We start from the raw sequence: 23,564 nt of genomic DNA on the forward strand, positions 1-23,564 counted from the left end.
CCCGGCCTTCCGCGGGAATAAACTAATGCATGCAATGATGCATCAAAAGCGCAGGCTCAGCGCCACCGAGGCCCGGGTGCACTTTGGGGAGGTGCTCCGGCGGGTGGGCGAGGGGGAGGTGATCCTGGTGGAGGGGCGGGGCAAGCCCCTGGCGGTTATCCTCTCCCCCGAGGCCTACGAGCGCCTGAAGGGGGAGGGGGAGGACCCTTTCCGCCTCATCCTGAGCGTCAACCGGGGCATCCGGGAGCGCCTGGGAAGACCCCTCGCGCCGCCGGAAGAGGTGATCGGGGCCATGCGGGAGGAGGGTGACCGTGAGCTTCCTGGTCCTGGACGCTAGCGTCCTGGTGCGCCTCCTCCTGGCGGATTCGGAAAAGGCGCCCGTCGTCCGGCGGTACCGGGAGTGGAAGGCCCAGGGCCTGGAGCTGGCCCTCCCGAGCCTGGCCCTCTACGAGTCGGCCCATGCCCTCTACCGCTACGCCCGGTCCGGGGAGATGACCCTGGGGGAAGCCCAGACCCTTTGGCGCCAAGCCCTGCGCCTAGGGTTGCGGTACTTCCAGGAGCCCTGGGTCCACACCCGGGCCCTGGAGCTGGGCCTCGAGCTGGGGCTGGGGGCGGTCTACGACGCCCACTACCTGGCCCTGGCCGAGGGCCTTGCCGCTCCCCTTTGGACGGCGGACCGGAGGCTATACCAGAAGGCCCTGGAGGGCCAGGCCAAGGGCCTCCTGCCGGGGGTTTCCCTCCACCTCCTAGCCCCATGACCCTGGGCGAGCTCAGGGAAGAGGTCTGGAACGCCCTGGCCCGCTTTGACCTGGCCCTCCACCCTACGCCCCCCCACGGCCACCACCCCAACTTCCTGGGGGCCCGGCGGGCGGCGGGGCACCTCCTCCGCACCCCGGAGTTTCAAAGGGCCAGGCTCATCCTGGCGGGCATGGATGCGGTGCTGAAACCCCTGCGGGAGGAGGCCCTAAAGGCAGGGAAGGCCCTGATCCTCCCCCACCCTGACCGGCCAGGAGAGTTCCTCCTCCTCAAGGACCTGGACCCGAGGCGGCTCAAGCGGGTGCGGGAGGCCTACCGCCACGGGGTGCGGGTGGACCTGAAGGGCCAGCCCATCGACATGGTCCTCATCGGGGCCGTGGCCGTGGACGAGGAGGGGGGGTGGGTGGGGAAGGGGTACGGCTTTCCCCAGGCCTGGCTTTCCGTGCAAGCCCCCTTCGCCACCCTGGCCCACCCCCTCATGGTCTACCCCAGGCTTCCCGTGGCGCCGGAAAGGCGGGTGGACCTGATCGCCACCCCGCAAAGGCTCATCCGGCCCTGAGGCCTAGGATGAGCCCCCCCACGAAGCTGGCCCCGAAGGGGAGGTTGTGGGTGAGGGTGGCGAGAAGCCTCTCCCACAGGCCCTGGAGGCCGGGCTGCTGGAGGAAGGGCTCCACGTCCCGCTGGATGCGGGTCCAGTCCACCTGGACGTACCCCGCCTGGGCCAGCAGCTGCAGGGCCACGAAGAGGAGCCCTAGGAGGATGGCGAGGAGGCGCCCCACCTTTTTAAGGGCGTAGCCCACGGCGTAGCCTGCGACGCCGCCGAAGGTGATCTGGCCGAGGTAGGGGGCGAGGTTCGGGAGCTCCATCCCCCTTACCCTAGCGGGAAGGGCCTGCGGGGGCAACTACCGGAGGCCCAGGAGGTCCGCCTCCCCCTTCAGGGCCTCCAGGACGAAGGCCATGTGCCCCTCCAGGTCCACCCCCAGCTCCGCGGCCCCCTGGCGGATCTCCTCCCGGTTCACCCCCTTGGCGAAGGCCTTGTCCTTGAACTTCTTCTTGAGGCTGGGGAGTTCCAGGCCCAGGATGGAACGGTCCGGGCGCACGTAGACCGCGGCGGTGATGAGGCCTGTGAGCTCGTCCACCGCGAAGAGGGCCTTGGCCATGAGGGTCCTCCGGGGCACCCCGGTGTAGGCGGCGTGGCCCAGGATGGCCTCCAGGACCTCCTCGGGGTAGCCCAGGCCCCGGAGGGCCTCCACCCCCCGGTAGGGGTGCTCCCCGGGGTACTGCTCGTAGTCCATGTCGTGGAGCACCCCGGCCACCGCCCAAAGCTCCTCGTCCGCCCCGTAGCGGCGGGCGTAGGCCCGCATGGCCACCGCCACCGCCCGCATGTGCCGCCTCAGGGACTCGCTTTCCGTCCAGGCCTCCATGAGGGCCAGGGCCTCGGCGAAGCTCGGCATGCCCTAGAGTATAGCCATGCGCCTGGGCTATGGGGAGGACAGCCACCGCCTTGAGGAGGGAAGGCCCCTGTACCTCTGCGGCCTCCGGATCCCAAGCCCCGTGGGGGCGGTGGCCCACTCGGATGGGGACGCCGCCCTCCACGCCCTCACCGACGCCCTGCTGGCCGCCTTTGGCCTCGGGGACATCGGCCTCCACTTCCCCGACCACGACCCCCGCTGGCGGGGGGTGCGGAGCGAGGCCTTCCTGCGGGAGGCGTTGCGCTGGGTGGAGGCGCGGGGGGGGAAGCTGGTGCAGGTGAGCCTGGCCCTCACCCTGGACCGGCCCAAGCTCTCCCCCCACCGGGAGGCCTTGGTGGACAACCTCTCCCGGCTCCTGGCCCTGCCCCCGGACCGCATCGGCCTCACCTTCAAGACCTCGGAGGGCCTGGCCCCGGAGCACGTGCAGGCCCGAGGGGTGGTGCTTTTGGAGGGCTGATCCCCTCCGGCCCGGGATCTGGGGGGCGTAAACTGGAAGCCATGGGCCTTATCCGGGGACTTGCGGTTCTCCTGGCCCTGGGCGCGGCCCCTTGGGGGCTTGCCCAGACGGCCGAGGATTTCTTCGCCCGCTGCCAGCGGTTGTACGGCCAGGGGGCGTTGGAGAGCGCCCGGGCCACCTGCGAGCTGGCCCTGGTGAGCGACCCCGAGCATCGCCCCAGCCTCCGCCTCCTGGCCCGCATCCACCTGGAGCGGGGGGAGCTCGAGCCAGCGGAAAGGTACCTGGAGCGCCTGGGGGAGGACCCCGAGGGCGCCCTCCTCCGCGCCCGCCTTCTCCTTCGCAAGGGAAAGCCGCAGGAGGCGCTCCGGCTGCCCCTGCCCCTGGGCCCTGAGGCCAGGCTCCTCCAAGCCCTAGCCCTAGAGGAGCTGGGCCGCCTGGAGGAGGCCCTCCTTCTGGCGCAAAGCCTCCCCCCCACCCCGGAAGCCCGGCTCCTCCTGGCCCGCCTCCACCTGGCCCTGGGGGAGCCCTGGAGGGGGCTGGACCTCCTCGGACCCACCCTGGAGGAGCAGGTGGAGCGGGGACGCCTCCTTTTCCTGGTAGGGGAGCCCCAGGGGGCCGTGGCCCTCCTGGAAGGGGTCCTCCCCCAGACCTCCGGGGAGCTAAGGCGCCAGGCCCTCGCCACCCTGACCCTGGCCTACCTGGGCCAGGGAGACCTCCTCCGGGCCCGGGCGGCCCTGGCCCAGCTGGGCCAGGTGGAAAACCTCCCCGCCCGCTTTCTGGCCTGGGCCTGGCCCTGGCTTTTGGCCCTTCTGGTCTTTTTGGTCCTCGTCCTTCTGGGGGAGAGCCGCATCGAGCCCCTGCGCACCGTGGAGGTGGTGGAAGACCCCCTTCCCGGTCCGGGCCGCCTCTACCTGGTCCTCGTGGGGGCTTTCCTGTTCGCCCTGCTCTTCACCCTCTTCCTGGGAATGGCCCTCTTCGCCAACGCCCTGGCCTTCCTGACCCCTTACCAGCGGGACCTGGTTCTGCCCGGCCTCTTCCTGGTCTACGGCCTGGCCCTGCTCCTCAGCCTGGCCCTCTGGCAGAGGCGGCGCCTGGGCCTTCTCCTGGGCCCGTGGGCGGGCTGGGTGGAGGGGTTTTGGCTGGGCCCCCTTCTGGTCCTCCTCCTCCTCGCCTACGGCCTGGTGCGGGAGTTTCTGGGGTTTGCAGGCCTTCCCCCTCACCTCCTGGTCTTCCTGGGCCTGGCCCTGATGGAGCCCTTCTTCCGCGGCCTGGTGCCCTGGGTTTTCCGGGAGCGCTACCGGGACCTGGCCCCCTACCTCTCCGTCCTCCTCTTCGCCCTGGCGGTGCCCGGGTCCACCCCCCTCCTCCTCCTCCTGGGGGCGGGGCTCCTTTGGGCCCGGGAGCGGACCGGGGGCGTGCTGGGGCTGGCCCTGGGCTGGGTGGTGGCCGGGGTGATCCTGGCCCTCCTGCCCCCCGCATGGCTCCGCCTCTTCTGAGGATGCGCCCGGTTTTCTTCCTCTCCGACTTCGGCCTCGAGGACCCCTACGCAGGGGTGGTGAAGGCGGTCCTCGGGCAAAGGGCCCCGGGGGTGCCGGTGCGGGACCTGGCCCACCTCCTGCCCCCCCAGGACCTGCGCCGCGCTGCCTTTGCCCTCTTCCAGGCCCTTCCCTACCTCCCAGAGGGGGCCGTGGTCCTGGGGGTGGTGGACCCCGGGGTGGGGACGGCCAGGCGGGCCATCGCCGCCTTGGGCAGGCGCTTCTACGTGGGCCCCGACAACGGCCTCTTCACCCTGGCCTGGCTCCTGGACCCACCCAGGCGGGCCTTCCTCCTGGAGAGGGTGGCTCCCCCCGACCCCCAGGGCGTCCTTCCCCCACCCGGCTGGACCCCGGGGCACCACACCTTTCACGGCCGCGACCTCTTCGCCCCCGCGGCCGCCCGCCTGGCCCTGGGTCTTCCCCCGGAAGGGCTGGGCCCCGAGGTGCCCGTGGAGGGCCTCGCCCGCCTTCCCCTCCGCCTCGGCCCGGGGCCGGAGGGGGAGATCCTCACCTTCGACCGCTTCGGCAACGCCGTCACCACCCTGCTCCGGGCCCCCCTGGGGGGGTGGGTGGGGGTGGGGGAGAGGCGCATCCCCATCCGGCGCACCTTTGGGGAGGTGGGGGAGGGGGAGGCGGTGGCCTACCTGGGGAGCGCGGGGCTTCTGGAGGTGGGGGTGAACCGGGGAAACGCCAGGGAAGCCCTGGGCCTGGAGGAGGGGATGCCCGTCCGCCTCCTCTAAAGCTCCGCCAGCCAGCGCCGCACCTCTTCCAGGAGGCCGGTCGCGGTGAAGTCCAGGCTTACCGGGGTGACGGAGATGTACCCCCGGCGCACCGCCCAGAGGTCGGTGCCCTCCTCCTCCTCCCCCGCGGGGGCCCCGGCGATCCAGTAGTAGGGCCTCCCCTCGGGGTCCAGGCGCTCCACCACCTGGTCCTCGATGCGGTGGGTGGAAAGCCGGGTGGCCAGGACCCCCTTGGGGGTGCCGGGGGGGAAGTTCACGTTGAGGAGCACCCCCTTGGGCAGGCCCCTTGCCGCCACCCGGCGGGCGATGCGCACCGCCCACGCCGCCGCCTGGGCGAAGTTCAGCTCCTCCCCCGAGGTGTCCAGGCTGAAGGCGAGGGAGGGGATGCCCAAAGAGGTGCCCTCCAGGGCGGCGGCCACCGTCCCGGAGTGGGTGAGGTCCAGGCCCAGGTTTACTCCGATGTTGATCCCCGAGACCAGGAGGTCGGGCCGCCCCAGGAGGTGCACCCCCAGGACCACACAGTCCGCGGGGGTGCCGTCCACCCGGTAGGCGGGGATCTCCCCGAAGCCAGCGCTGGCGGTGTGCTTGAAGCGCAGGGGGCGGCGGACGGTGATCCCGTGGCCCACCGCCGACTGCTCCACGTCGGGGGCCACCACGTAGACCTCGCCCAAGGCCCGCATGGCCAGGCCCAGGGCCTTGATGCCGGGGGAGAAGATGCCGTCGTCGTTGGAAACCAGGATGCGCATGCCCTAAGCCTAAGGTAGCCCGGTATCCCGGGGGGTGGCAGCCCCTAAAGCCCTAGAAGCCCCGCACGTTCAGGAAGGGCTCGGGGTGGGGCTTGCCGGAGGTGTTCGTCCAGGAAGCGGTGCTCTCGGCGTTTTGCAGAAGGGTTTGCCGCACCTGGGCGGGGGTGGAGTGGGGGTGGAGGGAGAGCACCAGGGCGGCGGCCCCCGCCACGTGGGGGCTGGCCATGGAGGTGCCGCTTAGCGTGTTGTAGGCGCTGGTGGAGGTGTGCCAGGTGGAGAGGATGGAGACCCCAGGGGCGGCCAGGTCCACGTCAGGGCCGTAGTTGGACCAGGAAGGCCAGTCGTCCTGGCTGTTGGTGGCGCTCACGGTGAGGACCTCGTCGTAGGCGGCGGGAACGTAGTTGGCGGCGTCGGCCCCGTCGTTGCCTGCGGCCACCACCACAGTGATGTTGTGGTCGCAGACCGCCTTCTGGATAGCGTTGTGGAAGGCATCGGTGGAGCGGTTGGCGGGGCAGTACTGGCCGTCCTGGTCGTCCCGACCCCGGCCCCCCAGGCTCATGTTGATCACCTTGGGCTTCCCCCCGTTGTCGTGGGCGATGACCCAGTTGAGGCCCTGAACGATGCCGCTGATGGAGCCGGAGCCGCTGTTGGAGAGGACCTTTACCGCCCAGAGCTCGGCGGCGGGGGCCACGCCGAGCACGCCCACGTTGTTGTTTACCGCGGCCGCCGTCCCGGCCACGTGGGTGCCGTGGCCGTTGTCGTCGTCGTAGGGGGCCCGGCAGCGCCCGCGGCATTTCACCACCGCGTGGCCTCCCGCGAGGTTGGTGAGGTCCTCGTGCCCCACCTTAATACCCGTGTCCAGGATGTAGATGGACACCCCTGCCCCCTTGGCGGTGGTGGTGGGGGCCCCCACCCGCTCGACCCCCCAGGGGACGGTCTGGGCGAAGGCCCAGACCTCCCGATCGGGGGTGAGGCCGTACACCCTCGGGTCCTGGGCCAGGCGTTCCGCCTTGGCGGGGGAAAGGCCTCGGAGGATGACCATCCCCAGGGCCTCGAGGCGGTCCTCGGCGGGGATGGCAAGGCCGTGAGCCCGCTCCAGGGCAGCGAGCCCTTCTGCGAAGCGGGAGGGGCTCACCTCCTTGGCCTCCAGGACGGCGATGTAGGTCTGGCCTGCTTCCCGCAGGGCCTGGGGGCTCAGGCCGGTCTGCTGCTGGCAGGCGGCCAGGGCGAGAAGGCCGAGAGCGAGGACCAGTTTCTTCATACCTCCTCCTTGTGGTACGCCCGCCACTCTACGCCTGGGGCGGCTCCGGCGTCAAGGCAGGGTTCTCGGGGTCCCCCGGGAGTAGGCCGGGGGCGGGGGCTGTCCCCGCCGTGGACTGCCCCTGGACCCGGCGCCTGCTGGACCGGCTGGAGGCCCGGCCGGGCCCTCTTGGCCTTCTTTCCCTCCCCCCTTCCGCCCTCCGCCTCGCCCCCCAGGACCTGGCCCTGACCCTCGAGGCGGCTCGAGCCCTGGCCCGGGCTTGGGGTAGGGAAGGGGAGGCGGCCCGGTTCCTCGGGGAAAGCGGGGGAGCCTACGAGGCCTTCCTCCTGGCCCTGCGGCAGGCCTTGGGGCTGCCCCGGCCCCTCCGGCCCACCCCGAAGGGGGCTTTCCCCCTGGCCCCTTGGGCTTCAGGGCAGCTTCTGGAGCGCCTTTTGGAGAAGGGGCTCTGTCGGGCGGCCCTCCTCCTGGTCCAGGGGGAGGGCGCCGGGGCCCTGGCGCGGGCCCCTCCCTCCTCGGGGCGGGGGCCCGCCGCGGCCTGTAGCCTGGCCTGTAGCCTATAGTGGTAGGCGTGGACTTCCTGGAGGCCCTTGCCCGCCCCCCCTTGGTCCTGGGGGTGGACCCGAGGCCGGGCCTGCACGGCAAGGAGCCCATCCCGCACCTCAGGCGCTACAGCCTGGAGGTCCTCGAGGCCCTCGCCCCCCGCCTGGCCGCGGTGAAGTTCCAGCTGGCCTTCTTCGAGGCCCTGGGCCCCGAGGGGATGGCCCTCCTCCTGGAGCTGGCCAGCGGGGCCCGGGTGATGGGCTTGCCCGTCCTCTTCGACGGCAAGCGGGGGGACATCGGCTCCACCGCCGAGGCCTACGCCGAGGCCTACCTCCTCCGCTTTCCGGGAAGCGCCCTCACCCTGAACCCCTACCTGGGCCTGGACGCCCTGGAGCCCTTCTTCCGGGCGGCACAAAGGAGCGGGGGGGCGGTCTTCGTCCTGGCCAAGACCTCCAACCCCGGCGCGGGGTTTTTGCAGGATCTGGAGGTGGGGAGGAGGCCCCTTTACCTCCACCTGGCGGAGGTCTTGGCGGAGGAAGGGAGGCGGTACCTGGAGGGCCCCTGGAGCCGGGTGGGACTGGTGGTGGGGGCCACCTACCCGGAGGCGGTCCAGAGGGTGCGGGAGGCGGCCCCCCATGCCCCCCTTCTCCTCCCCGGGGTAGGGGCGCAAGGAGGGAAGCCCCTCAAGGGTCCGGGCCTCCTGAACGCCTCGGCCCGCGCCCTCTTCTACCCCAGGGGCCGGCCGGACCTGGAGGGGGCCCTGGAGGCGGCGGAAGCCCTCCTTGCGGCTTTGGTAGAGTAGGAGGGATGGACGTTCTGGAGCTTTACCGCAGGACGGGGGCCCTTTTGCAGGGGCATTTCCTCCTGCGCTCCGGGCTCCACACCCCCTTCTTTCTGCAGTCCGCGGCTCTCCTCCAGCACCCCCTCTACGCGGAGGCGGTGGGGGAGGCCCTGGGCCGGCTTTTTGAGGACGAGCGGGTAGACTTCGTCATCGGCCCGGCCCTGGGGGGGGTGGTGCTCTCCTTCGTGGTGGCCAAGGCCCTGGGGGCTCGGGCCCTTTTCGCCGAGAAGGATGGGCAAGGGGGCATGACCCTCCGCCGGGGCCTCACCGTGAACCCCGGGGACCGCTTTTTAGCGGTGGAGGACGTGGTGACCACCGGGGAAAGCGTCAGGAAGGCTATCCAGGCGGCGGAGGCGCGAGGCGGGGTGCTGGTGGGGGTAGGAGCCATCGTGGACCGTAGCGGGGGGAAGGCGGCCTTCGGCGTGCCCTTCCGGGTCCTTTTGGAGCTGGAGGTGCCCCAGTACCCCGAGGAGGCATGCCCCCTGTGCCGGGAGGAGTTGCCCCTGGAGGAGGTCTGAATGAGGCGCCTGCTGGCCCTTTGTGGCCTGGTTCTAACCCCCCTCGCCTGGGCCCAGGCCGCTTCGGAGGAAGCGGCTCGGGAGGCGGTGGGGCGTTGGCTTAGGGGGGAGCTCTCCCCGAGGCTGGAGGAGGTCCTCCGGGCCCCCCCGGAGGAGGCCCCGGGGCTTCTGGAGCGCTACGCCCGCTTTCCCCCGCCTCCCCCGGGCCTCACCGTGAACCAGGAAAGCCCAAAGGTGGAGGGGGACCGGGTTCGCTTCCCCGCGGCCAGAGGGGAGGAGGTGGGGGAGGTGGTGGTGGTCCTGGAAGGGGGGGAGGCGCAGAGGGTCTACTTCCGTCCCCAGGGGATGGCCCTGCCCCCTTACCTCCTCACCCCCCTGGCGGGGTGGGGGTTTTTGCTCCTGAGCCTCTTCTGGCTTTTCCTCCTCTTCCAGCCCTCCCCCTTTAGGGCCTGGCTTCTGGAGAGCTTGGCCCTGATTGGGGCCCACCGGGGGCTTTACCTCTTCACCAACCTCCTCCTCTACGGCCTCTTCGCCCTGGGAGCCCTCCTGGCCTACGGGATGCCCGAGCTCGCCCGCGCCCTCCAGGTCCTCTTCGGGGGGGCCCTGGAGGCCATCGGGCTGGGGGAGGCGGTGGGGCGGGGGGTCCTGGTCCTCGCTGGGGTCATCTTCCACTGGAACTTCAGCCAGGGCCTCTTCCTCACCGGCTTCCTCCCCGCCCTCCTCCTGGGGGTCCCGGTCCTCCTCCTGAACGCCGTGCGCTACTTTGTCTTCGGCTTCGCCCTCTCCCCGGCCCTTTTGGGCCCGGCCTTCCTCCTCCACCTGCCCACCCTCCTCCTGGAGCTCCAGGCCTACATCCTGGTGACCTTCGGCGGCCTGGTCCTCCTGGCCAAGACCGCGGGGGGGGAGGGGTACCGGAAGGGGCTCAGGGGGCTCCTCCTGGCCTTCTACCTGGGGGCGCTTTTCCTCCTCCTCGCCGCCTGGTACGAGGCCTTCGAGCTGAGGTACCTGCTGTGAAGGTGGCCGTCCTGGGGGCGGGGGCTTGGGGGACGGCGCTGGGGGTGCTTTTGGCCAGCAAGGGCATCCCCACGGCCCTCCTGGCCCGGCGGGCGGAGCACGCCGAGCGCTTACAGGCCATGCGGGAGAACCGGGACTACCTGCCCGGGGTGGCCCTGCCCGCCTACCTCCACCCCACCGCGGACCCCGAGGAGGCCCTCCTGGGGGCGGAGTTCGCGGTGGTGGCCCTGCCCTCCAAGGCCCTGGAGGAGGCCCTAAAGGCCCTGCCCCCGGCCCCCTGGTACCTCTCGGCCACCAAGGGGCTCCTCCACCGGGAAGGGGAGCTTTGGACGGCCAGCCAGGTGGTCGCCGCCCTTACGGGCCGCCCGGTGGCTGCCCTCTCTGGCCCCAACCACGCAGAGGAGGTGGCCCGCTTCCTGCCCACGGCCAGCGTGGCCGCGGGGCCAGAGGAGCTCGCCCGACGGGTCCAGGAGCTCTTCTCGGGCCCCACCTTCCGGGTCTACACCAGCCCCGACCTCCGGGGGGTGGAGCTGGGCGGAGCCCTTAAGAACGTCCTGGCCCTGGCGGCGGGGATGGTGGACGGGCTCCGCCTGGGGGATAACGCCAAGGCGGCCCTCCTCACCCGGGGTCTAAAGGAGATGGTGCGCTTTGGGACGGCCATGGGAGGGGAGGAGGCTACCTTCTACGGGCTTTCCGGCCTAGGGGACCTTTTGGCTACCGCTTTTAGCCTCCACTCCCGCAACCGGGGGGCGGGGGAGAGGCTGGTGCGGGGGGAGGCCTTGGCGCGCCTCGAGGACCGGGGGGTGGTGGAGGGGCTCTATGCGGTGAGGGCCCTCATGGCCTGGCGGGAGCGGGCGGGGCTTGAGCTTCCCATCGCCGAAGCGGTGTACCGGGTGGTCTACGAGGGGCTGGATCCCTTGAAAGCCCTTTCCGCCCTCATGGCCCGGGAGCCCAAGGCGGAGTGATGCCGCCGGGCTCTTTGGGCCCTCCGTTGCCGCGCAAGCGGCAGCGGGGCGCCTAAGTGCCTGTGCACCAAGGTTGCCCCATAGGCAAAGGCTGAGGTGGCTTTTCTGGGGCCCCCGTCGTGGCGCAAGCCACGACGGGGTGCTTAGAGCTTGCCCGCGGGCCGAGCCCTCGGGCATCATGGAGGCGTGCTGGCCCGGAAGCTGCCCCTTAGCCTCGAGGCCTACCTGGAGGAGGAGGCCCAATCCCCCGTGCGGCGGGAGTACCTGCGGGGCCGCCTCTACGCCATGGCCGGATCCAGCGCCCTGCACAACCGGGTGGCCCTCAACATCGCCGCCCGCCTCCTGGAAGCGGCCAGGGCTAAGGGTTGCCGGGTCTACATGAGCGACATGAAGCTCAGGATCCGGGACGAGGCGGTCTACTACCCGGATGTGATGGTGGTCTGTGCCCCAGGGCCGCCCCACCCCTATTACGAGGAAAGCCCTTGCCTGGTGGTGGAGGTCCTTTCCCCCGCCACCGCGGCCCAGGACCGCCGGGAGAAGCGGGCCCTCTACGAAACGTTAGACAGCCTGGAGGTCTATCTCCTAGTGGACCCCGAGGCCCGCCGTTTCACCGCCTACCGCAGGGCCCCCGAGGGCTTCCTGGAGGAGGAGGGGAAAGAGGTCTACCTCCCCTGCCTGGACCTGACCCTGGGGGCGGAGGAGGCCTTCCGCCTCTAGAGCACCTCGGCCAAAAAGCCCAGAAGGGCCGTGCGGAAGGCCCTGGGGTTTTCCAGGTTGGCCAGGTGCCCGGCCTCGGGGAGGAGGAGGAGGCGGGCGTCGGGCAGGGCCCTGGCCATTCGCTTGGCCTCCTCCGGGGGGGTGAGGGTATCCTCCTCGCCCACCAGGACCAGGGCCGGGCGGCGCATCCCGGGGAGGAGGGGGGTGGAGTCGGGGCGCTCCGCCAGGGCCAGGAGGCTACCGGCCACCGCCTCGGGGCTGGCCTCCAGGATGAGGGCCCGGGCCCTTTCCACCACCTCGGGGCGCTCCTCCCGGGTGGTCTTGCCCAGGTGGCTTGGGAGAAGGGCCTCGGGGAGGAAGCCCACCCCTTCCTGGAGGACCCGTTCCCTGAGGGCGTAGCGGTTCCTGCGGGCCTCCTCCGTGTCCGCCCCCGCGCGGGTATCCGCCAGCACCAGGCCCAGGAAGCGCTCGGGGGCCTTCCGCCAGAGCTCAAAGATGAGGTAGCCCCCCATGGAAAGCCCCACGAAGACCGCCTCCTCCATTCCCGCCTCGTCCATCTCCCCCAGGACCTTTTCCGCCGCCTCGGGGAGGGATAGGCCCAGGTAGGGGGGGGCCAGGAGGGAAAGCCTTCCCCGGAAGTAGGCCACCTCCCCCTCCCACATGCGGGGGCCATAGGGGAAGGCGTGCAGAAAGACCAGGCCGCGGGTCATGCTTCCTCCACGGGCTCGCCTTCCAGGCCCAGGGCCTTGAGCCGGGCGATGAGCCCCAGGTCCTGGACCACCACCACGTTCTCCTTGCCCCGGCTTTCCGCCCTTAAGAGCCCCGCCTCCGCCGCCTCCTTCCAGGCCTGCATCAGGTCCGGGTACTGCACCAGGAGGGGGGTGACCTTGTGGGCGGGGTAGCGCCTCACCTCAGGGCCTCCTCCAGGGCGTGCCAGGCCAGGGTGGCGCACTTCACCCGCGCCGGGAGCTTGGCCACCCCCTGGAGGGCCAGGAGGTCCCCCAGGGCGGGGTCCGGGGGGGCGCCCTCCACCACCATGGCCTGGAACCTCCGGGAAAGCTCCAAAGCCTCCGCCACCTTCTTCCCCTTCACCAGCTCGGTCATGAGGGAGGCGCTGGCGGTGCTGATGGCGCACCCCTGGCCCTGGAAGCGGATGTCGGCGATGGTGTCCCCTTCCAGCCGCACCATCACCTCCACCTGGTCCCCGCAGGAGGGGTTCATGCCTCCCGCCACCCGGGTGGCCTGGGGCAGGACCCCGAAGTTCTTGGGGCTTTGGTAGTGCTTGAGGATGATCTCCCGGTAAAGCTCATCGAGGACGCTCATGGATTCCCCCATTATAGCCAGGCCCGGTACCGGGTATGGATGCGGAGGAGGGCTTCCACGAAGCGGTCCACCTCCTCGAAGGTGTTGTAGAGGTAGAAGCTCGCCCGGGCCGTGGCGGCCAGGCCCAGCTTGCGGTGCAGGGGCTGGGCGCAGTGGTGCCCGGCCCGCACCGCAATCCCCTCCCCGTCCAGGAAGGTGGCCAGGTCGTGGGGATGGAGCCGCCCTAAGGTGAAGGGGATGACCCCGCCCCGGTCCGGCCCCATAGGCCCGTAGACTCTGAGGTCCGGCACCTCCGCAAGGCGCTTCAGGGCGTAGTCCAAAAGGGCCCGGTCGTGGGCATAGACCCGCTCCATGCCCACCTCCATGAGGTACTGGGCCGCCTCCCCCAGGGCGATGGCCTCGGCGATGGGCGGGGTGCCGGCCTCAAAGCGCCCGGGCGGGGGGGCGTAGGTGGAGCGGTCCACGTGGACCTCGCGGATCATCTCCCCGCCCCCCAGGAAGGGCATCATCCCCTCCAGCACCTCGTACCGTCCAAAGAGCACCCCGGCCCCCGTGGGCCCCAGCATCTTGTGCCCCGAGAGGGCAAAGAAGTCGACCCCCAGGGCCTTCACGTCCACCGGGAGGTGGGGGGCGCTTTGGGCCCCGTCCACCACCACCAGCGCCCCGGCCGCCTTGGCCTTTTTGGCAATCTCCGCCACGGGGTTGATGGTGCCGAGCACATTGGACATGTGCACCAGGGAGACCACCTTCACCCTTTCCGTGAGGAGGGCGTCCAGGGCGGAAAGGTCCAGCCGCCCCTCCTCCGTGAGGGGGATGGCCTTGATCCGGGCTCCCTTGAGCCCCGCCACCAGGTGCCAGGGCACCAGGCCCGCGTGGTGCTCCATCTCCGTGACCAGGATCTCGTCCCCTTCCTTCAGGTTCCTCAGGCCCCAGGCGTAGGCCACCAGGTTCAGGGCCTCGGTGGTGTTGCGCACGAAGACGATCTCCCGTTCCTCCGCCCCCAGGAAGCGGGCCAGGCGGCGCCTGGCCTCCTCGTAGGCCTCGGTGGCGGCCACGGAGAGGCGGTAGGCCCCGCGGTGGACGTTGGCGTTGAGCTCCCGGTAGTAGCGGTCCAGGGCTTCCAGGACCCGCCTGGGCTTCTGGCTGGTGGCGGCGGAGTCCAGGTAGACCAGTTCGGGATGGCCGGCGATGAGGGGGAAGTCCTCCCGGATGCGGCTTAGGTCCATGCCCTCAGTGTATCCCTGGGGGTTAGAGCCGGGCCAGGGCCCGCGCCAGGCGTTCCCTCGCCTCCTGGGGCAGGGTTCCTAGCTTAGCCCGCACCCCCTCCGGTAGGAGGGCAAAGGTCCCCTCGGGGTCCTGGACCAGGACCGCTATCTCCTCTCCCTCCTGCCGCAGGACCACGTTGCAGGGCAGGAAGAGGCCGAGGTCGGGCTCGGCCTCGAGGGCTTTGGCGGCGAGGCTCGGGTTACAGGCTCCCAGGATCAGGTAAGGGGGCCTTTCCAGGCCCAGGCGGGCCTTAAGGGTGGCGGCCACGTCGATCTCCGTGAGGATGCCGAAGCCTTCCTCCTTCAAGGCGGCTTCCAGCCGGGCCCGGGCCTCGGTCAGGCTGGCCTTCAGGGTTTTCCTCAAGTCCGTCATGGTACCCTCCCTACCTAAAGTGTAGCGGAGCCCAAGAGAAAAGGCTTTTCGTGAAAGTCATATTGAGCGGTCTATGGGGGTATGGGAAGGCCTGGGCCCCTGCCCGGGGCAGCTGCCCCGGGCAGGGGCCCCCTAGCCTTACTCCCCGAGGAAGAAGCCGTGCCAGGTGTGGACCCAGACCTCCCCCGTGTAGGCGTTCACGGAGAGCATGCCCTCCACCTCCTTGCGCCCGAAGTCAAAGGTGTAGTACCCGGGGAAAGCCCCGGCTTCCAGCACCTGGGCACCCGGGAGGTAGCCTTTCAGGAAGGTCTCGGCCAGCTTCCTGGCTTCCGTCAAGGGGAAGCGGACAGGAGGCTGCACGGGCCCGCCCATCATGCTGTAGCGGGTGTTCCACATCATGTTGGGGCCAGGTTCCGGGGAAACCACCCCCGTGTAGCGATCGGCGATGAGCTCAAAAAGCCCTTGCCCCTTCTCGTCCACCACCTGGGCGTAGTAGTTTTGGCTGAAGGCCATGAAGTCCTTAAGGCGTGCCCCCGGGTAGATGCGCTTGGCGTAGGCTTCCATCCGCGCTTTGGCCTCTTTCTGGGGGATGGGCCGGGCCTCCGGAGGGTAGACCCCCATCATGCCCATCATCCCCTGGCCGCCCATCATGCCGTAGCCCATCATCCCCGGACCGTACTGCGAGCCATAGCCCATCATCCCCGGACCAAAACCCCCCATCATGCCCTGGGTGAGGGCAAGGCCTAAAAGCATAAGGGCCAGAACTCCTAAAGTTAAACCGTAGCGTTTCATGCTCCACCTCCCTTTTCCAGTTCCTTGCGTAACCTTTTGTAGGTTTCCTTGTCCAGCTCGCCCCTGGCGTACCGGAGGCGCAGGGCTTCCAGGGCCGCATCCTTTCTCGGCTCCCCGCTTCCCCGTTCCCAGGCCCGAAGGCCCAGGTACAGGAGAAGCCCCAAGAGAGCCAGAACCAGGAGCATGTTGAGAAGCCCGAAGAACCACCCGAAACCCATGCTGCCCCAACCCATCATGCCCACGATCCACCTCCACCTGTACCCTAGGCCGGTATTGTTAAGCTGGCATAAAGGGGTTTTACCGGCGCTTAACGTTTGGCCCTTAAGCTGGTGGGCATGCGAAGAGGGCTCCTGGCGCTTGGTCTTGCTGTCCTAGGCCTGGTGGGGTTGGCCCTGGGAAGCGGGCTACTGGAGGAGGTTTCCCGAAGCCTTTACCGAACGGCCAACACCCTGTACGCTCTCCTGGCTCCCTGGGTGGATGGCCTGAGGCGGGAGGTGGGGGTTCCTTGGCTTTCCGCTTTCCTCCTGGGGATCTTGGCGGCCTTTGCTCCCTGCCAGATCACCACTGGGGCCAGTGCCCTGGCCTATCTGGCTCCTTCCGCCCTCGAGGGAAGGGTCTGGCCCAGGTTTCTGGCCTTTCTTCTGGGGAAGGCCTTCACCTACCTGGTGCTCGCCGGGGTGGTTCTCTTCGTTTTGGGCGGGACCCTGGACAACCCCGGGGCTATCTTCCGCCCGGTGCGGCTGGCCCTGGGGCCCTTTATGGTCCTGGTAGGCCTGGGTCTTTTGGGGGTGGTGCGCTGGCCCCTGGCCTGGGCAGCACCGGAGGACTGGGCGGCCCGGGTGAGGGCGTGGGATGGGCTTCTGGGGCCCCTGGCTCTGGGCGGGGTTTACGGCTTGGCCTTCTGCCCTACCCTCTTCTGGCTTTTCTTCGGGCTTCTACTCCCTTTGGCCCTGGCTTCTTCCTTTGGGTTTCTCTTTCCCCTTCTCTTCGCCCTGGGGACGGGCTTTCCCCTGGGTTTCTGCTCCTCCTTTTCACCCGCATGGGCCGGGGCCGGGCCCTCAAGGGGATGCGCCAAGTGGGAAGCCATCTTCTAAGGGGTGCAGGGGCAGTCTTCGTGGCCCTGGGGATTTTGGACACGGTGCTTTACTGGAACCTCTAGCATGGGAGGCAAGGGGATGAAGAAGGGTTTAAGGGCTCGATTGTTCGCCACCCTCCTTCCCCCCCTTTCCCGTCGGCACGTGGGCTTGAGCGAAACCTGGCGGAAGAAACTCCTGGGAAGCCTGGCGGGGAAGGTTTTGGAGATCGGCCCGGGGACGGGGGTTAACCTGGCCTATCTGCCGGGTGGCGTCCACTGGATTGGCCTCGAGCCCAATCCCTACTTCCACCCTCACCTCCGGCGGGCCCTGAGCCTCAGGGGGCTTTCCGGCGAGGTTCTTTTAGGCCAGGTAGAGGCCATCCCCCTGCCGGAAGAGAGCGTGGAGGCCGTGGTGGCCACCTTGGTCCTTTGCTCGGTGGTGGATCCCAGGGCGGCTTTGGCGGAGATCCTCAGGGTGTTGAAGCCCGGGGGGCGCTTCGTCTTCCTGGAGCACGTGGCCGCCCCCCGGGGCTCCCCCCTGCGCCGGGCCCAGGACCTCCTCTGCCCCTTATGGGGGGTTTTGGGGGACGGCTGCCACCCCAACCGGGAAACCCTGGCCCTCATCCAGGAAGCTGGGTTTGCCCGGGTGGAGGCGGAGGCCTTCGCCCTGCCGCTTCCCCTGGTGGCCCCTCATGTGGCCGGGGCGGCCTGGAAGGCTAAGGCGCCCTAAGGCGGAAGGTGGTGAGGCAGGTGGGGCTATTCCGGAAGGTGGTGATGGGGCCCGTGGCCAGCAGATCCCCCCGGCGGACCTCGAGGGTGTAGCGGCGGTTTCGGGGAAGCCAGAGCTCAAAGAACCCGTCCTTCCCAGTCTTAACCTGGGTTTTGATCACCTCCTTCTCCCCCTCCAGCACCCGAACCTCCAAGACCTCCCCCTGCAGTTCTCCGGTGCAGCTGGAAAAGTAGTGGACCTGGCAGGGGTGGGTCCGGTTCACGTAGGGGGCCACCGCCAGGAGGAAGCGGTCCTTGAGGGCCACCTGGGCCTTGCGGCCATCCGGGAACTCGAAGAAGAAGGCCTCGGGGGTTACGTAGCTCACCACCCTTTGCCCTTCCTCCCGCCACCGCTTGGCCAGGGCCAGGGTCTCCTCAGGCCCCAGGCCTTTGAGGGCCTCGGGGCTAGGAGCCTGGGCCAGGCCTAAAGCCACGCCAAGGGCAAGCGCCAGAAGCTTCTTCATGGCTCCCACCCTAAGCCTTTCCCGTTAAGCCTGTGTAAAGGGGCAGGGTGAAGCGGAAAACGCTTCCCCGGCCCAGCTGGCTTTCCACCCAGATCCTTCCCCCCATGGCTTCCACCAGGCTCTTGGCGATGGTGAGGCCCACTCCGGTTCCCCCGTCCTGACGGCTGCGGGAAGGGTCTATGCGGTAGAAGCGCTCAAAGATGCGGGGAAGGTGTTCCTCGGGGATGCCGGGCCCGGTGTCCTCCACGCTGAAGACCACTGCCTGGCCTGTCCTTTCCGCCCCAAGCCTCACCCTTCCCCCCTCTGGGGTGTGGCGAAGGGCGTTGGAAAGCAGGTTGGCGAGCACCTGGAGGGTCCGTTCCGCATCGGCCCAGACCCGGGGGAGAAAGGAGGGGGCCGCCACTTCCAGGGCCACTCCCTTGGCCTGGAAGGCGGGGCGGAAGCGTTCCGCCGCCTGTTCCAGGAGGCCTTTGGGATCCAGGGGCTCGGGGTGAAGCTCCACAGCCCCCGATTCCACCTGGGAAACCAGGGAGAGATCCCGGATCAGCCGGCTCATGGCCCGCACTTCCTGCTGGATCCTTTCCGCTGCTTTTTCGGGCTCCATGACCCCGTCCGCCAGGGCCTCGGCGTAGGCTTGCAGGGCCGACAGCGGAGTCCTGAGTTCGTGGGCCACGGTGCCGATGAGCCCCACCCGGCTTTGTTCCACCCGTTCCAGGGCTTCGGCCAGGCGGTTGAAGTGGAGGGCCAGCTCCCCCAGCTCGTCCTTCTCCAGGACGGGAAGGCGCACCCGGTACTCCCCCTGGGCCATGCGGCGGCTTCCCTCGGCCAGAAGCCTGGCGGTGCGGGAGAAGCGCAGGCTGGCGAAGGAGGCGGAGAGGGCGGCCCCGGCCACGGAGAGGGGAAGGGCGGCGAGGAGGGCGGTGGTGAGGGTGGAGCGGAGGCCTTCCTCGAGGTCCCGCCTTAAGGCCTCGCCCATCATGAGTCCGCCCATCATGGATAGGGCGTGGTACATGCGTTCCACATGCCCCCGGTAGAAGGAGGGGGCCAGGGTCTCCGCCAGTAGGAAGAAGAGGAACAGGGCCAGGAGGGCCACCAGAAGGTGGCTGAGGAAGAGCTTAGCGAAGATCTGCGAAGCTATCTTGGGGCGCATCGCCTTCCCGGAAGCGGTACCCCACCCCCCGTACCGTTTCGATGAACCGGGGGTTTTCCGGATCGTCCATGAGCTTCTTTCTTAGGGCGACGATGTGCACGTCCACCACCCGGTCTATGCCCGGGAAGTCCGGTCCCCACACCTTTTCCAAGAGCCTTTCCCGGGTGAAAACCATGCCCGGGTGCTGGGCCAGGGTGAGGAGGAGGTCAAACTCCAGCTGGGAAAGGGGAAGGGGTTTGCCCTCCAGGTAGGCCTGCCGCTCCTTGGGAAGAAGGCGCAAGGGGCCATAGCTGAGCTCCTCCTTGAGGCCGGCCCGCCTTAGGAGGGCCTTGACCCGGGCCACCACCTCCTTGGGGCTGAAGGGCTTGACCACGTAGTCGTCGGCCCCCAGCTCCAGCCCCTTAACCCTTTCCTCCTCTCCCCCCCGGGCGGTCAACATGAGGACGGGGAGCTCAGGCCTATCGCGGCGGATGTACTCCAAGACCTGGAAGCCGTCCAGCTTAGGCAGCATGAGGTCCAGGATGACCAGGTCGGCCCGGGGGAAAAGCTCCAGGGCTTTTTCCCCGTTCTCCGCTTCCAGAACTTCGAACCCGGCCCCCCGGAGGTAGGCTCCCAGGACCTCGAGGGGGGCCGGGTCGTCGTCCACCAGGAGAACCCTCATGAGAGGTCCCGCTTCATGCGCTCAAAGGTCTCCTTGTCGATCTCTCCCCGGGCGTAGCGTTCCCTTAGAATCTCCAGGGCCCGGTCCTCCCGCCTGGGGGTGAGGGCCCGGACCACCAGGTAGACGCCGAGGATCAGGAGGCCCAGCAGGAGCAAGGGGTGGATCCACGCCCAAAGGCTCCACCCTAGGCCCCCGGGGGGGCCATAGCCGTACCATCCGTGCATCCAGGGCATCATGCCGCACCTCCTTCGCGGGGGAGGGTTTCCCCGCCTGTTGCCGGGGAGGGGGCGCCCCGTCCGGGGCCGGGGCGGAAGCCCCTAAGCCTGAGGGAGTTGCTCACCACGAAGAGGCTGGAGAGGCTCATGGCGGCGGCCGCCAGCATGGGGTTGAGGAGCAGGCCGGTGAAGGGGTAAAGGGCCCCGGCGGCCACGGGGATGAGGAGGACGTTGTAGAAGAAGGCCCAGAAGAAGTTGAGGTAGATGGTGCGCAAGGCGCGGCGGGAGAGGAGGATGGCGTTCACCAGGCCGAAGAGGTTTGGGGAAAGGAGGATCACGTCCCCGGCCTCGATGGCGATGTCCGTGCCCGTGCCCACCGCCACCCCCGCGTCCGCCTGGGCCAAGGCGGCGGCGTCGTTGATACCGTCCCCCACGAAGACCACCTGGCGTCCTTCCGCCTGGAGGCGCCGTATGGCCTCCACCTTGCCCTCGGGGCGTACCCCGGCCAGCACCTCCTCTATGCCCAAGGCCTCGGCCACCCGCCTGGCCGGGACGGGGTGGTCCCCGGTGAGGAGGACGGGCTTGAGGCCTAGGGCCTTTAGGGCGGCCACCACCCCTGGCGCCTCGGGCCTCGGGGGGTCAAAGACCCCGAAGGCGGCCAAAAGCCTCTCCCCATCCGCCAGGTAAAGGGGAGTGTAGCCCTTTTGGGAAAGCTCTTGGGCCTCCCGGGGAAGGGGCACCCCGAGCCGCTCCATGAGGGCCTGGCTTCCCAGGTAAAGCCTCCTGCCCTCCACCACCCCCTCCACCCCCTCTCCGGGCCGGGCCCGCACCCCTGCGGCCTCCGGGAGGGGAAGCCCACGGGCGGCCTCCAGGAGGGCCTTGGCGATGGGGTGTTCGCTTCCCCTTTCCAAAGCGGCGGCAAGCCTCAGCGCCTCCTCCTCGCCCGGGCCGAAGGGGAGGACCTCGGTGAGGGCGGGGTGTCCCAGGGTGAGGGTCCCCGTCTTGTCCAGGACCAGGGTGTCCGCCCGGGCCAGGGCCTCGAGGGCCCGCCCCTTGCGGAAGAGGAGGCCCATTCCCGCTGCCCTACCCGTGGCCACGGCGATGGCCGCCGGGGTGGCGAGGCCGATGGCGCAAGGGCAGGAGATGAGGAGGACGGAGAGGGCGGCCACGAAGGCGTAGGCCAGGCGCGGCTCGGGGCCCAGCAGCATCCAGAGGCCAAAGGCCAGGAGGGCGATCCCCAGCACCACGGGCACGAAGACCCGGGCGATCCGGTCCCCCACCTCCTGCACCCGGGGCTTGTGCCCCTGGGCCTCCTCCACCAGGCGGGCCATCTGGGCCAGGACCGTGGCCTCCCCCACCCGGGTGACCCGTACCAGAAGGGCCCCTTCCCCGTTCACCGTCCCGCCCACCACCCCATCCCCCGGCCCCTTGGCCTTGGGGAGGGGCTCCCCGGTGAGCATGGACTCGTCCACGTGGCTTTGGCCCTCCACCACCACCCCGTCCGCGGGGATGCGCTCCCCCGGCAATACCCGCACCCGGTCCCCGGGGATGAGGGCCTCCGCGGGGATCTCCCTCTCCCCCTCTTCCCCCACCACCCGGGCGGTCTTGGGCCTTAAGGCCAGGAGCTTGCGGATGGCTTCCGAGGCCTTGCCCTTGGCCCCTTCCTCCAGGTGCTTGCCCAGGAGGACCAGGGCCAGGATCACCGCCCCTGCCTCCAGGTAGAGGTGGCGGGCCCCCTCGGGGAAGAGGGCGGGGAAGAGGAGGACCAGGAAGGAGTAGAGGTAGGCGCTCCCCACTCCCAGGGACACCAAGGTGCTCATGCCGAAGGCCAGGTGCCGCACCTCGGCCAGGCCCTGGCGGAAGAAGCGCCGGCCCGCATAGAGCACGGGCAGGGCGGCCAGGACCTCCAGGGCCTTGGGGGGATGGGGCAGGCCGAAGAGCATGGGTCCTTTGGCCAGAAGCAGGGTGAGGAGGGCGAAGGGCAGGGCCAGCAGGAGGTCCTTGCGGTAGGTGGGGGCGGGCCTCGCCGCCTCTTCCGCGGGCCCCAGGGGCTCGTACCCCGCTTCCCGGATGGCCTGGTGCAGGCGGGGCAGGCTCACGGTGTCCGGGAGGTATTCCACAGAAGCCCTCTCTGTGGCCAGGTTGACGCTCACCGAGAGGACGCCAGGGAGCCTGGATATGGCCTTTTCCACCCGGGCCGTGCAGGCGGCGCAGGTCATGCCCCGTATGGGGATCTCCGCCCGGGCCACCACGGGTTCGTAGCCCGCCTCCTCCACCTTTTTCAGGATCCCCCTCAGGTCCACCCCTTCCCCCAGGCGGAGGAAGGCTTCCTCCGTGGTGAGATCCACCCAGGCCTCCTCCACCCCTGGGGACCGTTTCAGGCTCCTCTCCACCCGGGCCACGCAGCTGGCGCAGGTCATGCCCCTGACCTTTACCTTCACCTCAAGAGCCATAGCCTGAAGGCGTGCATCTCCTCCGCCTGGGCCAGGACGATGTCCCGGGCCAGGTCCAGGACCCGCCGGTCCTTGGCGGCGGTGAGGGCGGCGAGGGCCATCTCCACCGCCCCCTGGTGATGCTGGAGCATCAGTTCCACGAAGGCCCGGTCGGGGTCCGGGGCGGCCTTGAGCTTCCCCAGCATGGCCGCCATCTCCCGCCGCATGGCGCCGTAAGCCGCCTGGTCCAGCCCCCCCAGGCTCGGGAGCCAGCTCCGCATGAGGGCGATTTCCCGCTCCTGGTCCTTGAGGATGGCCTCGGCCCAGGCCCGCACCTCCTCGTCCTTGCCCCTTTGCAGGACGTAGCGGGCCATCTCCAAAGCGCCCTCGTGGTGGGCGATCATGCCCGAGAGGAAGGCCCTTTCTCCGGCATCCCTTGGGGCGGGGTGGGCGTGCTGGGCCAGGGCCAGGGTCCAGGCCAGGAAGAGAAGGGGCAGGTACCGCATGGCTTCACCTCCACCGGGCAGGCTACGAGGCCCCTGTTAAGCTGGCGTAAAGGGGGCCCCCCATGGCCTAGCGGTACTTGAGGGCTTCCATCAGCTCCTCCACGATCTCCTCCACGTCCCCCCGCTCGTGGGCGGTGGCCACGTGGTCCCGGAGGTGGGCCCTTAGGACCATCTCCCCCACCCGGTCCAGGGCGCCCTCCACCGCCTTCAGCTGCTTCAGCACGTCCACGCAGTAGACCTGGGGGTCTTCCAGCATGCGCAGGATCCCCTCCAGGTGGCCTTTGGCGGAGAGGAGGCGCCTTTTGGCCTCCTCCCGCACCTTGGGGTCCAGGTGGAGGTGGGCGTGGGGCATGGGTCTAGCCCGCCAGGGCGGCTCGGTAGCCCTCTTCCTCCACCGCCCGCAGGAGGGCCTCGAGGTCCGCCTGGCCTTCCACCAGGGCCTCGGCCCGCTCCAGGCTCACCTCGGCCTTCTCCACGCCGGGCACCCTCTGGAGGGCCTTCTTCACCGCCATCACGCAGTGGTTGCAGGTCATGCCTTCCACTCTCAGCTTTACCATTCTGACCTCCCCCCACCCCAGGGGGGGTGGGTACTCCCACCCTAGCGCTTCTTCCGCCTGCCGTCAAGGACAAAGGCCCCAAGTCTTCCTTGGGGCCTTGCGGACGGGGTGGGCGTCTAGAGGTCCAGGAGGACGGTATCCCCCTCCAGCCTGGCGGGGAAGACCCGGATGGGCCTGGGGGCGGGAAGGGTCTGGCGGCCCGTCTTGAGGTCAAAGCGGGCCCCGTGCCGGGGGCAGACGATCCTGCCCTCCTCCAGCTCTCCCTCGTGTAAGGGACCGTCGTCGTGGGTGCAGACGTCCTCCAGGGCGAAGACCTCCCCCCCTGTGAAGAGGAGGAGGATGGGCTTTTTGTGCTCGGGGCGCCGCACCACCAGGCGGCCATTCTGGAACTCGCTGAGCTGGGCTACCGGGGTCCACATGG

General features: G+C 69.6%; 34 protein-coding genes. 14 read left to right on the forward strand and 20 right to left on the reverse strand.

Annotation, left to right across the window (positions count from 1 at the left end; genetic code table 11):
- Positions 1-37 precede the first annotated feature (37 nt).
- From ETP66_RS06635 to ETP66_RS06645, 3 genes are read left to right on the forward strand one after another with little or no spacing between them, the layout of a single operon-like run.
- Entirely contained in the window at positions 38-337 is a 300-nt protein-coding gene (locus ETP66_RS06635; RefSeq protein WP_236630108.1) for a type II toxin-antitoxin system Phd/YefM family antitoxin, read from the forward strand.
- A complete protein-coding gene (locus ETP66_RS06640) occupies positions 312-758 on the forward strand; it encodes a type II toxin-antitoxin system VapC family toxin (protein WP_130841782.1) in 447 nt (148 codons plus the stop codon). The genes ETP66_RS06635 and ETP66_RS06640 overlap by 26 nt, the downstream gene beginning before the upstream one ends.
- Complete coding sequence (locus ETP66_RS06645) at positions 755-1,315, forward strand: 5-formyltetrahydrofolate cyclo-ligase (protein ID WP_130841787.1); 561 nt, start codon at positions 755-757, stop codon at positions 1,313-1,315. Before ETP66_RS06640 ends, ETP66_RS06645 begins: the two co-directional genes overlap by 4 nt.
- Here ETP66_RS06645 and ETP66_RS06650 read toward each other — a convergent pair.
- Together ETP66_RS06650 and ETP66_RS06655 are read right to left on the reverse strand one after the other, a co-directional pair.
- Complete coding sequence (locus tag ETP66_RS06650; protein WP_130841789.1) at positions 1,302-1,622, reverse strand: FUN14 domain-containing protein; 321 nt, start codon at positions 1,620-1,622, stop codon at positions 1,302-1,304. The two genes, ETP66_RS06645 and ETP66_RS06650, sit on opposite strands and share 14 nt — an antisense overlap.
- Before the next feature lie 36 nt (positions 1,623-1,658).
- Positions 1,659-2,210 (reverse strand): HD domain-containing protein, encoded by a 552-nt coding sequence (locus ETP66_RS06655; protein WP_130841790.1) that lies wholly within the window; start codon positions 2,208-2,210, stop codon positions 1,659-1,661.
- Positions 2,211-2,226: 16 nt separating this feature from the next.
- On the opposite strand from ETP66_RS06655, the gene ispF reads away from it, so the two are divergent.
- From ispF to ETP66_RS06670, 3 genes are read left to right on the forward strand one after another with little or no spacing between them, the layout of a single operon-like run.
- Positions 2,227-2,685 (forward strand): 2-C-methyl-D-erythritol 2,4-cyclodiphosphate synthase, encoded by a 459-nt coding sequence (gene ispF / locus ETP66_RS06660; protein WP_130841792.1) that lies wholly within the window; start codon positions 2,227-2,229, stop codon positions 2,683-2,685.
- 41 nt (positions 2,686-2,726) lie between these two features.
- A complete protein-coding gene (locus ETP66_RS06665) occupies positions 2,727-4,181 on the forward strand; it encodes a tetratricopeptide repeat protein (RefSeq protein ID WP_130841794.1) in 1,455 nt (484 codons plus the stop codon).
- A gap of 2 nt (positions 4,182-4,183) precedes the next feature.
- Entirely contained in the window at positions 4,184-4,960 is a 777-nt protein-coding gene (locus tag ETP66_RS06670; RefSeq protein WP_130841796.1) for an SAM hydrolase/SAM-dependent halogenase family protein, read from the forward strand.
- Here the strand turns inward: ETP66_RS06670 and surE are convergent.
- Both surE and ETP66_RS06680 read right to left on the reverse strand, forming a co-directional pair.
- Positions 4,957-5,706, reverse strand: coding sequence for a 5'/3'-nucleotidase SurE (gene surE, locus ETP66_RS06675; protein ID WP_130841798.1), 750 nt, complete (start codon positions 5,704-5,706; stop codon positions 4,957-4,959). The two genes, ETP66_RS06670 and surE, sit on opposite strands and share 4 nt — an antisense overlap.
- A gap of 52 nt (positions 5,707-5,758) precedes the next feature.
- Positions 5,759-6,967, reverse strand: coding sequence for a S8 family peptidase (locus ETP66_RS06680; RefSeq protein WP_130841800.1), 1,209 nt, complete (start codon positions 6,965-6,967; stop codon positions 5,759-5,761).
- Between the two features lie 110 nt (positions 6,968-7,077).
- Here ETP66_RS06680 and ETP66_RS06685 point away from each other — a divergent pair, with 110 nt between their 5' ends.
- The 6 genes from ETP66_RS06685 to ETP66_RS06710 all read left to right on the forward strand — a co-directional run bounded on the left by ETP66_RS06685 (position 7,078) and on the right by ETP66_RS06710 (position 11,562).
- Entirely contained in the window at positions 7,078-7,527 is a 450-nt protein-coding gene (locus ETP66_RS06685) for a hypothetical protein (protein ID WP_130841802.1), read from the forward strand.
- A gap of 8 nt (positions 7,528-7,535) precedes the next feature.
- Positions 7,536-8,309 (forward strand): orotidine-5'-phosphate decarboxylase, encoded by a 774-nt coding sequence (gene pyrF / locus ETP66_RS06690; protein ID WP_130841804.1) that lies wholly within the window; start codon positions 7,536-7,538, stop codon positions 8,307-8,309.
- Positions 8,310-8,314: 5 nt separating this feature from the next.
- Complete coding sequence (gene pyrE / locus ETP66_RS06695; protein WP_130841806.1) at positions 8,315-8,866, forward strand: orotate phosphoribosyltransferase; 552 nt, start codon at positions 8,315-8,317, stop codon at positions 8,864-8,866.
- Entirely contained in the window at positions 8,867-9,880 is a 1,014-nt protein-coding gene (locus tag ETP66_RS06700) for a hypothetical protein (RefSeq protein WP_130841808.1), read from the forward strand.
- On the forward strand, positions 9,877-10,845 hold the full coding sequence (locus ETP66_RS06705; RefSeq protein ID WP_130841810.1) for an NAD(P)H-dependent glycerol-3-phosphate dehydrogenase: 969 nt from the start codon (positions 9,877-9,879) through the stop codon (positions 10,843-10,845). The genes ETP66_RS06700 and ETP66_RS06705 overlap by 4 nt, the downstream gene beginning before the upstream one ends.
- A 186-nt stretch (positions 10,846-11,031) precedes the next feature.
- Positions 11,032-11,562: a Uma2 family endonuclease gene (locus tag ETP66_RS06710; protein ID WP_130841811.1), complete on the forward strand. Its 531-nt coding sequence runs from the start codon at positions 11,032-11,034 to the stop codon at positions 11,560-11,562.
- Here ETP66_RS06710 and ETP66_RS06715 read toward each other — a convergent pair.
- The 7 genes from ETP66_RS06715 to ETP66_RS06745 all read right to left on the reverse strand — a co-directional run bounded on the left by ETP66_RS06715 (position 11,559) and on the right by ETP66_RS06745 (position 15,551).
- Entirely contained in the window at positions 11,559-12,272 is a 714-nt protein-coding gene (locus ETP66_RS06715; protein WP_130841813.1) for an alpha/beta fold hydrolase, read from the reverse strand. The genes ETP66_RS06710 and ETP66_RS06715 overlap by 4 nt on opposite strands.
- Positions 12,269-12,472 carry a hypothetical protein gene (locus ETP66_RS06720; protein ID WP_130841815.1) on the reverse strand — a complete coding sequence of 68 codons (204 nt, stop codon included), beginning with the start codon at positions 12,470-12,472 and terminating at the stop codon, positions 12,269-12,271. The genes ETP66_RS06715 and ETP66_RS06720 overlap by 4 nt, the downstream gene beginning before the upstream one ends.
- Positions 12,469-12,885 carry a Fe-S cluster assembly sulfur transfer protein SufU gene (gene sufU / locus ETP66_RS06725; RefSeq protein WP_130841817.1) on the reverse strand — a complete coding sequence of 139 codons (417 nt, stop codon included), beginning with the start codon at positions 12,883-12,885 and terminating at the stop codon, positions 12,469-12,471. The genes ETP66_RS06720 and sufU overlap by 4 nt, the downstream gene beginning before the upstream one ends.
- A gap of 11 nt (positions 12,886-12,896) precedes the next feature.
- The gene (locus tag ETP66_RS06730) at positions 12,897-14,111 is read right to left on the reverse strand and encodes a cysteine desulfurase (protein ID WP_130841819.1); all 1,215 of its coding nucleotides are present in this window, start codon (positions 14,109-14,111) and stop codon (positions 12,897-12,899) included.
- Positions 14,112-14,133: 22 nt separating this feature from the next.
- The gene (locus ETP66_RS06735) at positions 14,134-14,523 is read right to left on the reverse strand and encodes a DUF302 domain-containing protein (RefSeq protein WP_130841821.1); all 390 of its coding nucleotides are present in this window, start codon (positions 14,521-14,523) and stop codon (positions 14,134-14,136) included.
- 138 nt (positions 14,524-14,661) lie between these two features.
- Positions 14,662-15,315, reverse strand: coding sequence for a peptidase M4 (locus tag ETP66_RS06740; protein ID WP_130841823.1), 654 nt, complete (start codon positions 15,313-15,315; stop codon positions 14,662-14,664).
- On the reverse strand, positions 15,312-15,551 hold the full coding sequence (locus tag ETP66_RS06745) for an SHOCT domain-containing protein (protein ID WP_130841825.1): 240 nt from the start codon (positions 15,549-15,551) through the stop codon (positions 15,312-15,314). Before ETP66_RS06745 ends, ETP66_RS06740 begins: the two co-directional genes overlap by 4 nt.
- A gap of 99 nt (positions 15,552-15,650) precedes the next feature.
- On the opposite strand from ETP66_RS06745, the gene ETP66_RS06750 reads away from it, so the two are divergent.
- Positions 15,651-16,409, forward strand: a complete 759-nt coding sequence (locus ETP66_RS06750; RefSeq protein WP_236630109.1) for an urease accessory protein UreH domain-containing protein — start codon at positions 15,651-15,653, stop codon at positions 16,407-16,409.
- An 81-nt stretch (positions 16,410-16,490) separates the two neighbouring features.
- The gene (locus tag ETP66_RS06755; protein WP_130841827.1) at positions 16,491-17,120 is read left to right on the forward strand and encodes a class I SAM-dependent methyltransferase; all 630 of its coding nucleotides are present in this window, start codon (positions 16,491-16,493) and stop codon (positions 17,118-17,120) included.
- Here ETP66_RS06755 and ETP66_RS06760 read toward each other — a convergent pair.
- From ETP66_RS06760 to ETP66_RS06800, 9 genes are all read right to left on the reverse strand, one after another.
- Positions 17,107-17,622, reverse strand: coding sequence for a CueP family metal-binding protein (locus ETP66_RS06760; protein WP_130841828.1), 516 nt, complete (start codon positions 17,620-17,622; stop codon positions 17,107-17,109). The genes ETP66_RS06755 and ETP66_RS06760 overlap by 14 nt on opposite strands.
- A gap of 10 nt (positions 17,623-17,632) precedes the next feature.
- Entirely contained in the window at positions 17,633-18,772 is a 1,140-nt protein-coding gene (locus tag ETP66_RS06765) for a sensor histidine kinase (protein WP_130841830.1), read from the reverse strand.
- Positions 18,738-19,433, reverse strand: coding sequence for a response regulator transcription factor (locus tag ETP66_RS06770; RefSeq protein ID WP_130841832.1), 696 nt, complete (start codon positions 19,431-19,433; stop codon positions 18,738-18,740). Before ETP66_RS06770 ends, ETP66_RS06765 begins: the two co-directional genes overlap by 35 nt.
- Positions 19,430-19,669 (reverse strand): SHOCT domain-containing protein, encoded by a 240-nt coding sequence (locus ETP66_RS06775; protein ID WP_130841834.1) that lies wholly within the window; start codon positions 19,667-19,669, stop codon positions 19,430-19,432. Before ETP66_RS06775 ends, ETP66_RS06770 begins: the two co-directional genes overlap by 4 nt.
- A complete protein-coding gene (locus ETP66_RS06780; RefSeq protein ID WP_130841836.1) occupies positions 19,666-22,101 on the reverse strand; it encodes a heavy metal translocating P-type ATPase in 2,436 nt (811 codons plus the stop codon). The genes ETP66_RS06775 and ETP66_RS06780 overlap by 4 nt, the downstream gene beginning before the upstream one ends.
- Positions 22,086-22,586, reverse strand: coding sequence for a DUF305 domain-containing protein (locus ETP66_RS06785; RefSeq protein ID WP_130841838.1), 501 nt, complete (start codon positions 22,584-22,586; stop codon positions 22,086-22,088). The genes ETP66_RS06780 and ETP66_RS06785 overlap by 16 nt, the downstream gene beginning before the upstream one ends.
- A 67-nt stretch (positions 22,587-22,653) precedes the next feature.
- Positions 22,654-22,938 (reverse strand): metal-sensitive transcriptional regulator CsoR, encoded by a 285-nt coding sequence (gene csoR / locus ETP66_RS06790; RefSeq protein WP_130841839.1) that lies wholly within the window; start codon positions 22,936-22,938, stop codon positions 22,654-22,656.
- Positions 22,939-22,942: 4 nt separating this feature from the next.
- Positions 22,943-23,143, reverse strand: a complete 201-nt coding sequence (locus ETP66_RS06795) for a CopZ family metallochaperone (protein WP_130841841.1) — start codon at positions 23,141-23,143, stop codon at positions 22,943-22,945.
- Between the two features lie 116 nt (positions 23,144-23,259).
- Positions 23,260-23,562 (reverse strand): Rieske (2Fe-2S) protein, encoded by a 303-nt coding sequence (locus ETP66_RS06800; protein ID WP_130841843.1) that lies wholly within the window; start codon positions 23,560-23,562, stop codon positions 23,260-23,262.
- Positions 23,563-23,564: the final 2 nt, after the last annotated feature.

The organism is Thermus thermamylovorans (assembly GCF_004307015.1).
GTDB classification, from domain to species: domain Bacteria; phylum Deinococcota; class Deinococci; order Deinococcales; family Thermaceae; genus Thermus; species Thermus thermamylovorans.

Coding starts and splice junctions, on each gene's coding strand:
- surE (WP_130841798.1), bottom strand. CDS start 5,706: ATGCGCATCCTGGTTTCCAACGACGACGGCATCTTCTCCCCCGGCATC.
- ETP66_RS06755 (WP_130841827.1), top strand. CDS start 16,491: ATGAAGAAGGGTTTAAGGGCTCGATTGTTCGCCACCCTCCTTCCCCCC.
- ETP66_RS06665 (WP_130841794.1), top strand. CDS start 2,727: ATGGGCCTTATCCGGGGACTTGCGGTTCTCCTGGCCCTGGGCGCGGCC.
- sufU (WP_130841817.1), bottom strand. CDS start 12,885: ATGAGCGTCCTCGATGAGCTTTACCGGGAGATCATCCTCAAGCACTAC.
- pyrE (WP_130841806.1), top strand. CDS start 8,315: ATGGACGTTCTGGAGCTTTACCGCAGGACGGGGGCCCTTTTGCAGGGG.
- ETP66_RS06760 (WP_130841828.1), bottom strand. CDS start 17,622: ATGAAGAAGCTTCTGGCGCTTGCCCTTGGCGTGGCTTTAGGCCTGGCC.
- ETP66_RS06730 (WP_130841819.1), bottom strand. CDS start 14,111: ATGGACCTAAGCCGCATCCGGGAGGACTTCCCCCTCATCGCCGGCCAT.
- ETP66_RS06680 (WP_130841800.1), bottom strand. CDS start 6,967: ATGAAGAAACTGGTCCTCGCTCTCGGCCTTCTCGCCCTGGCCGCCTGC.
- ETP66_RS06800 (WP_130841843.1), bottom strand. CDS start 23,562: ATGTGGACCCCGGTAGCCCAGCTCAGCGAGTTCCAGAATGGCCGCCTG.
- ispF (WP_130841792.1), top strand. CDS start 2,227: ATGCGCCTGGGCTATGGGGAGGACAGCCACCGCCTTGAGGAGGGAAGG.
- ETP66_RS06750 (WP_236630109.1), top strand. CDS start 15,651: ATGCGAAGAGGGCTCCTGGCGCTTGGTCTTGCTGTCCTAGGCCTGGTG.
- ETP66_RS06770 (WP_130841832.1), bottom strand. CDS start 19,433: ATGAGGGTTCTCCTGGTGGACGACGACCCGGCCCCCCTCGAGGTCCTG.
- ETP66_RS06645 (WP_130841787.1), top strand. CDS start 755: ATGACCCTGGGCGAGCTCAGGGAAGAGGTCTGGAACGCCCTGGCCCGC.
- ETP66_RS06735 (WP_130841821.1), bottom strand. CDS start 14,523: ATGACGGACTTGAGGAAAACCCTGAAGGCCAGCCTGACCGAGGCCCGG.
- ETP66_RS06765 (WP_130841830.1), bottom strand. CDS start 18,772: ATGCGCCCCAAGATAGCTTCGCAGATCTTCGCTAAGCTCTTCCTCAGC.
- ETP66_RS06795 (WP_130841841.1), bottom strand. CDS start 23,143: ATGGTAAAGCTGAGAGTGGAAGGCATGACCTGCAACCACTGCGTGATG.
- ETP66_RS06785 (WP_130841838.1), bottom strand. CDS start 22,586: ATGCGGTACCTGCCCCTTCTCTTCCTGGCCTGGACCCTGGCCCTGGCC.
- ETP66_RS06745 (WP_130841825.1), bottom strand. CDS start 15,551: ATGATGGGTTGGGGCAGCATGGGTTTCGGGTGGTTCTTCGGGCTTCTC.
- ETP66_RS06635 (WP_236630108.1), top strand. CDS start 38: ATGCATCAAAAGCGCAGGCTCAGCGCCACCGAGGCCCGGGTGCACTTT.
- ETP66_RS06740 (WP_130841823.1), bottom strand. CDS start 15,315: ATGAAACGCTACGGTTTAACTTTAGGAGTTCTGGCCCTTATGCTTTTA.
- ETP66_RS06715 (WP_130841813.1), bottom strand. CDS start 12,272: ATGACCCGCGGCCTGGTCTTTCTGCACGCCTTCCCCTATGGCCCCCGC.
- ETP66_RS06700 (WP_130841808.1), top strand. CDS start 8,867: ATGAGGCGCCTGCTGGCCCTTTGTGGCCTGGTTCTAACCCCCCTCGCC.
- ETP66_RS06780 (WP_130841836.1), bottom strand. CDS start 22,101: ATGGCTCTTGAGGTGAAGGTAAAGGTCAGGGGCATGACCTGCGCCAGC.
- csoR (WP_130841839.1), bottom strand. CDS start 22,938: ATGCCCCACGCCCACCTCCACCTGGACCCCAAGGTGCGGGAGGAGGCC.
- ETP66_RS06670 (WP_130841796.1), top strand. CDS start 4,184: ATGCGCCCGGTTTTCTTCCTCTCCGACTTCGGCCTCGAGGACCCCTAC.
- ETP66_RS06775 (WP_130841834.1), bottom strand. CDS start 19,669: ATGATGCCCTGGATGCACGGATGGTACGGCTATGGCCCCCCCGGGGGC.
- ETP66_RS06655 (WP_130841790.1), bottom strand. CDS start 2,210: ATGCCGAGCTTCGCCGAGGCCCTGGCCCTCATGGAGGCCTGGACGGAA.
- ETP66_RS06650 (WP_130841789.1), bottom strand. CDS start 1,622: ATGGAGCTCCCGAACCTCGCCCCCTACCTCGGCCAGATCACCTTCGGC.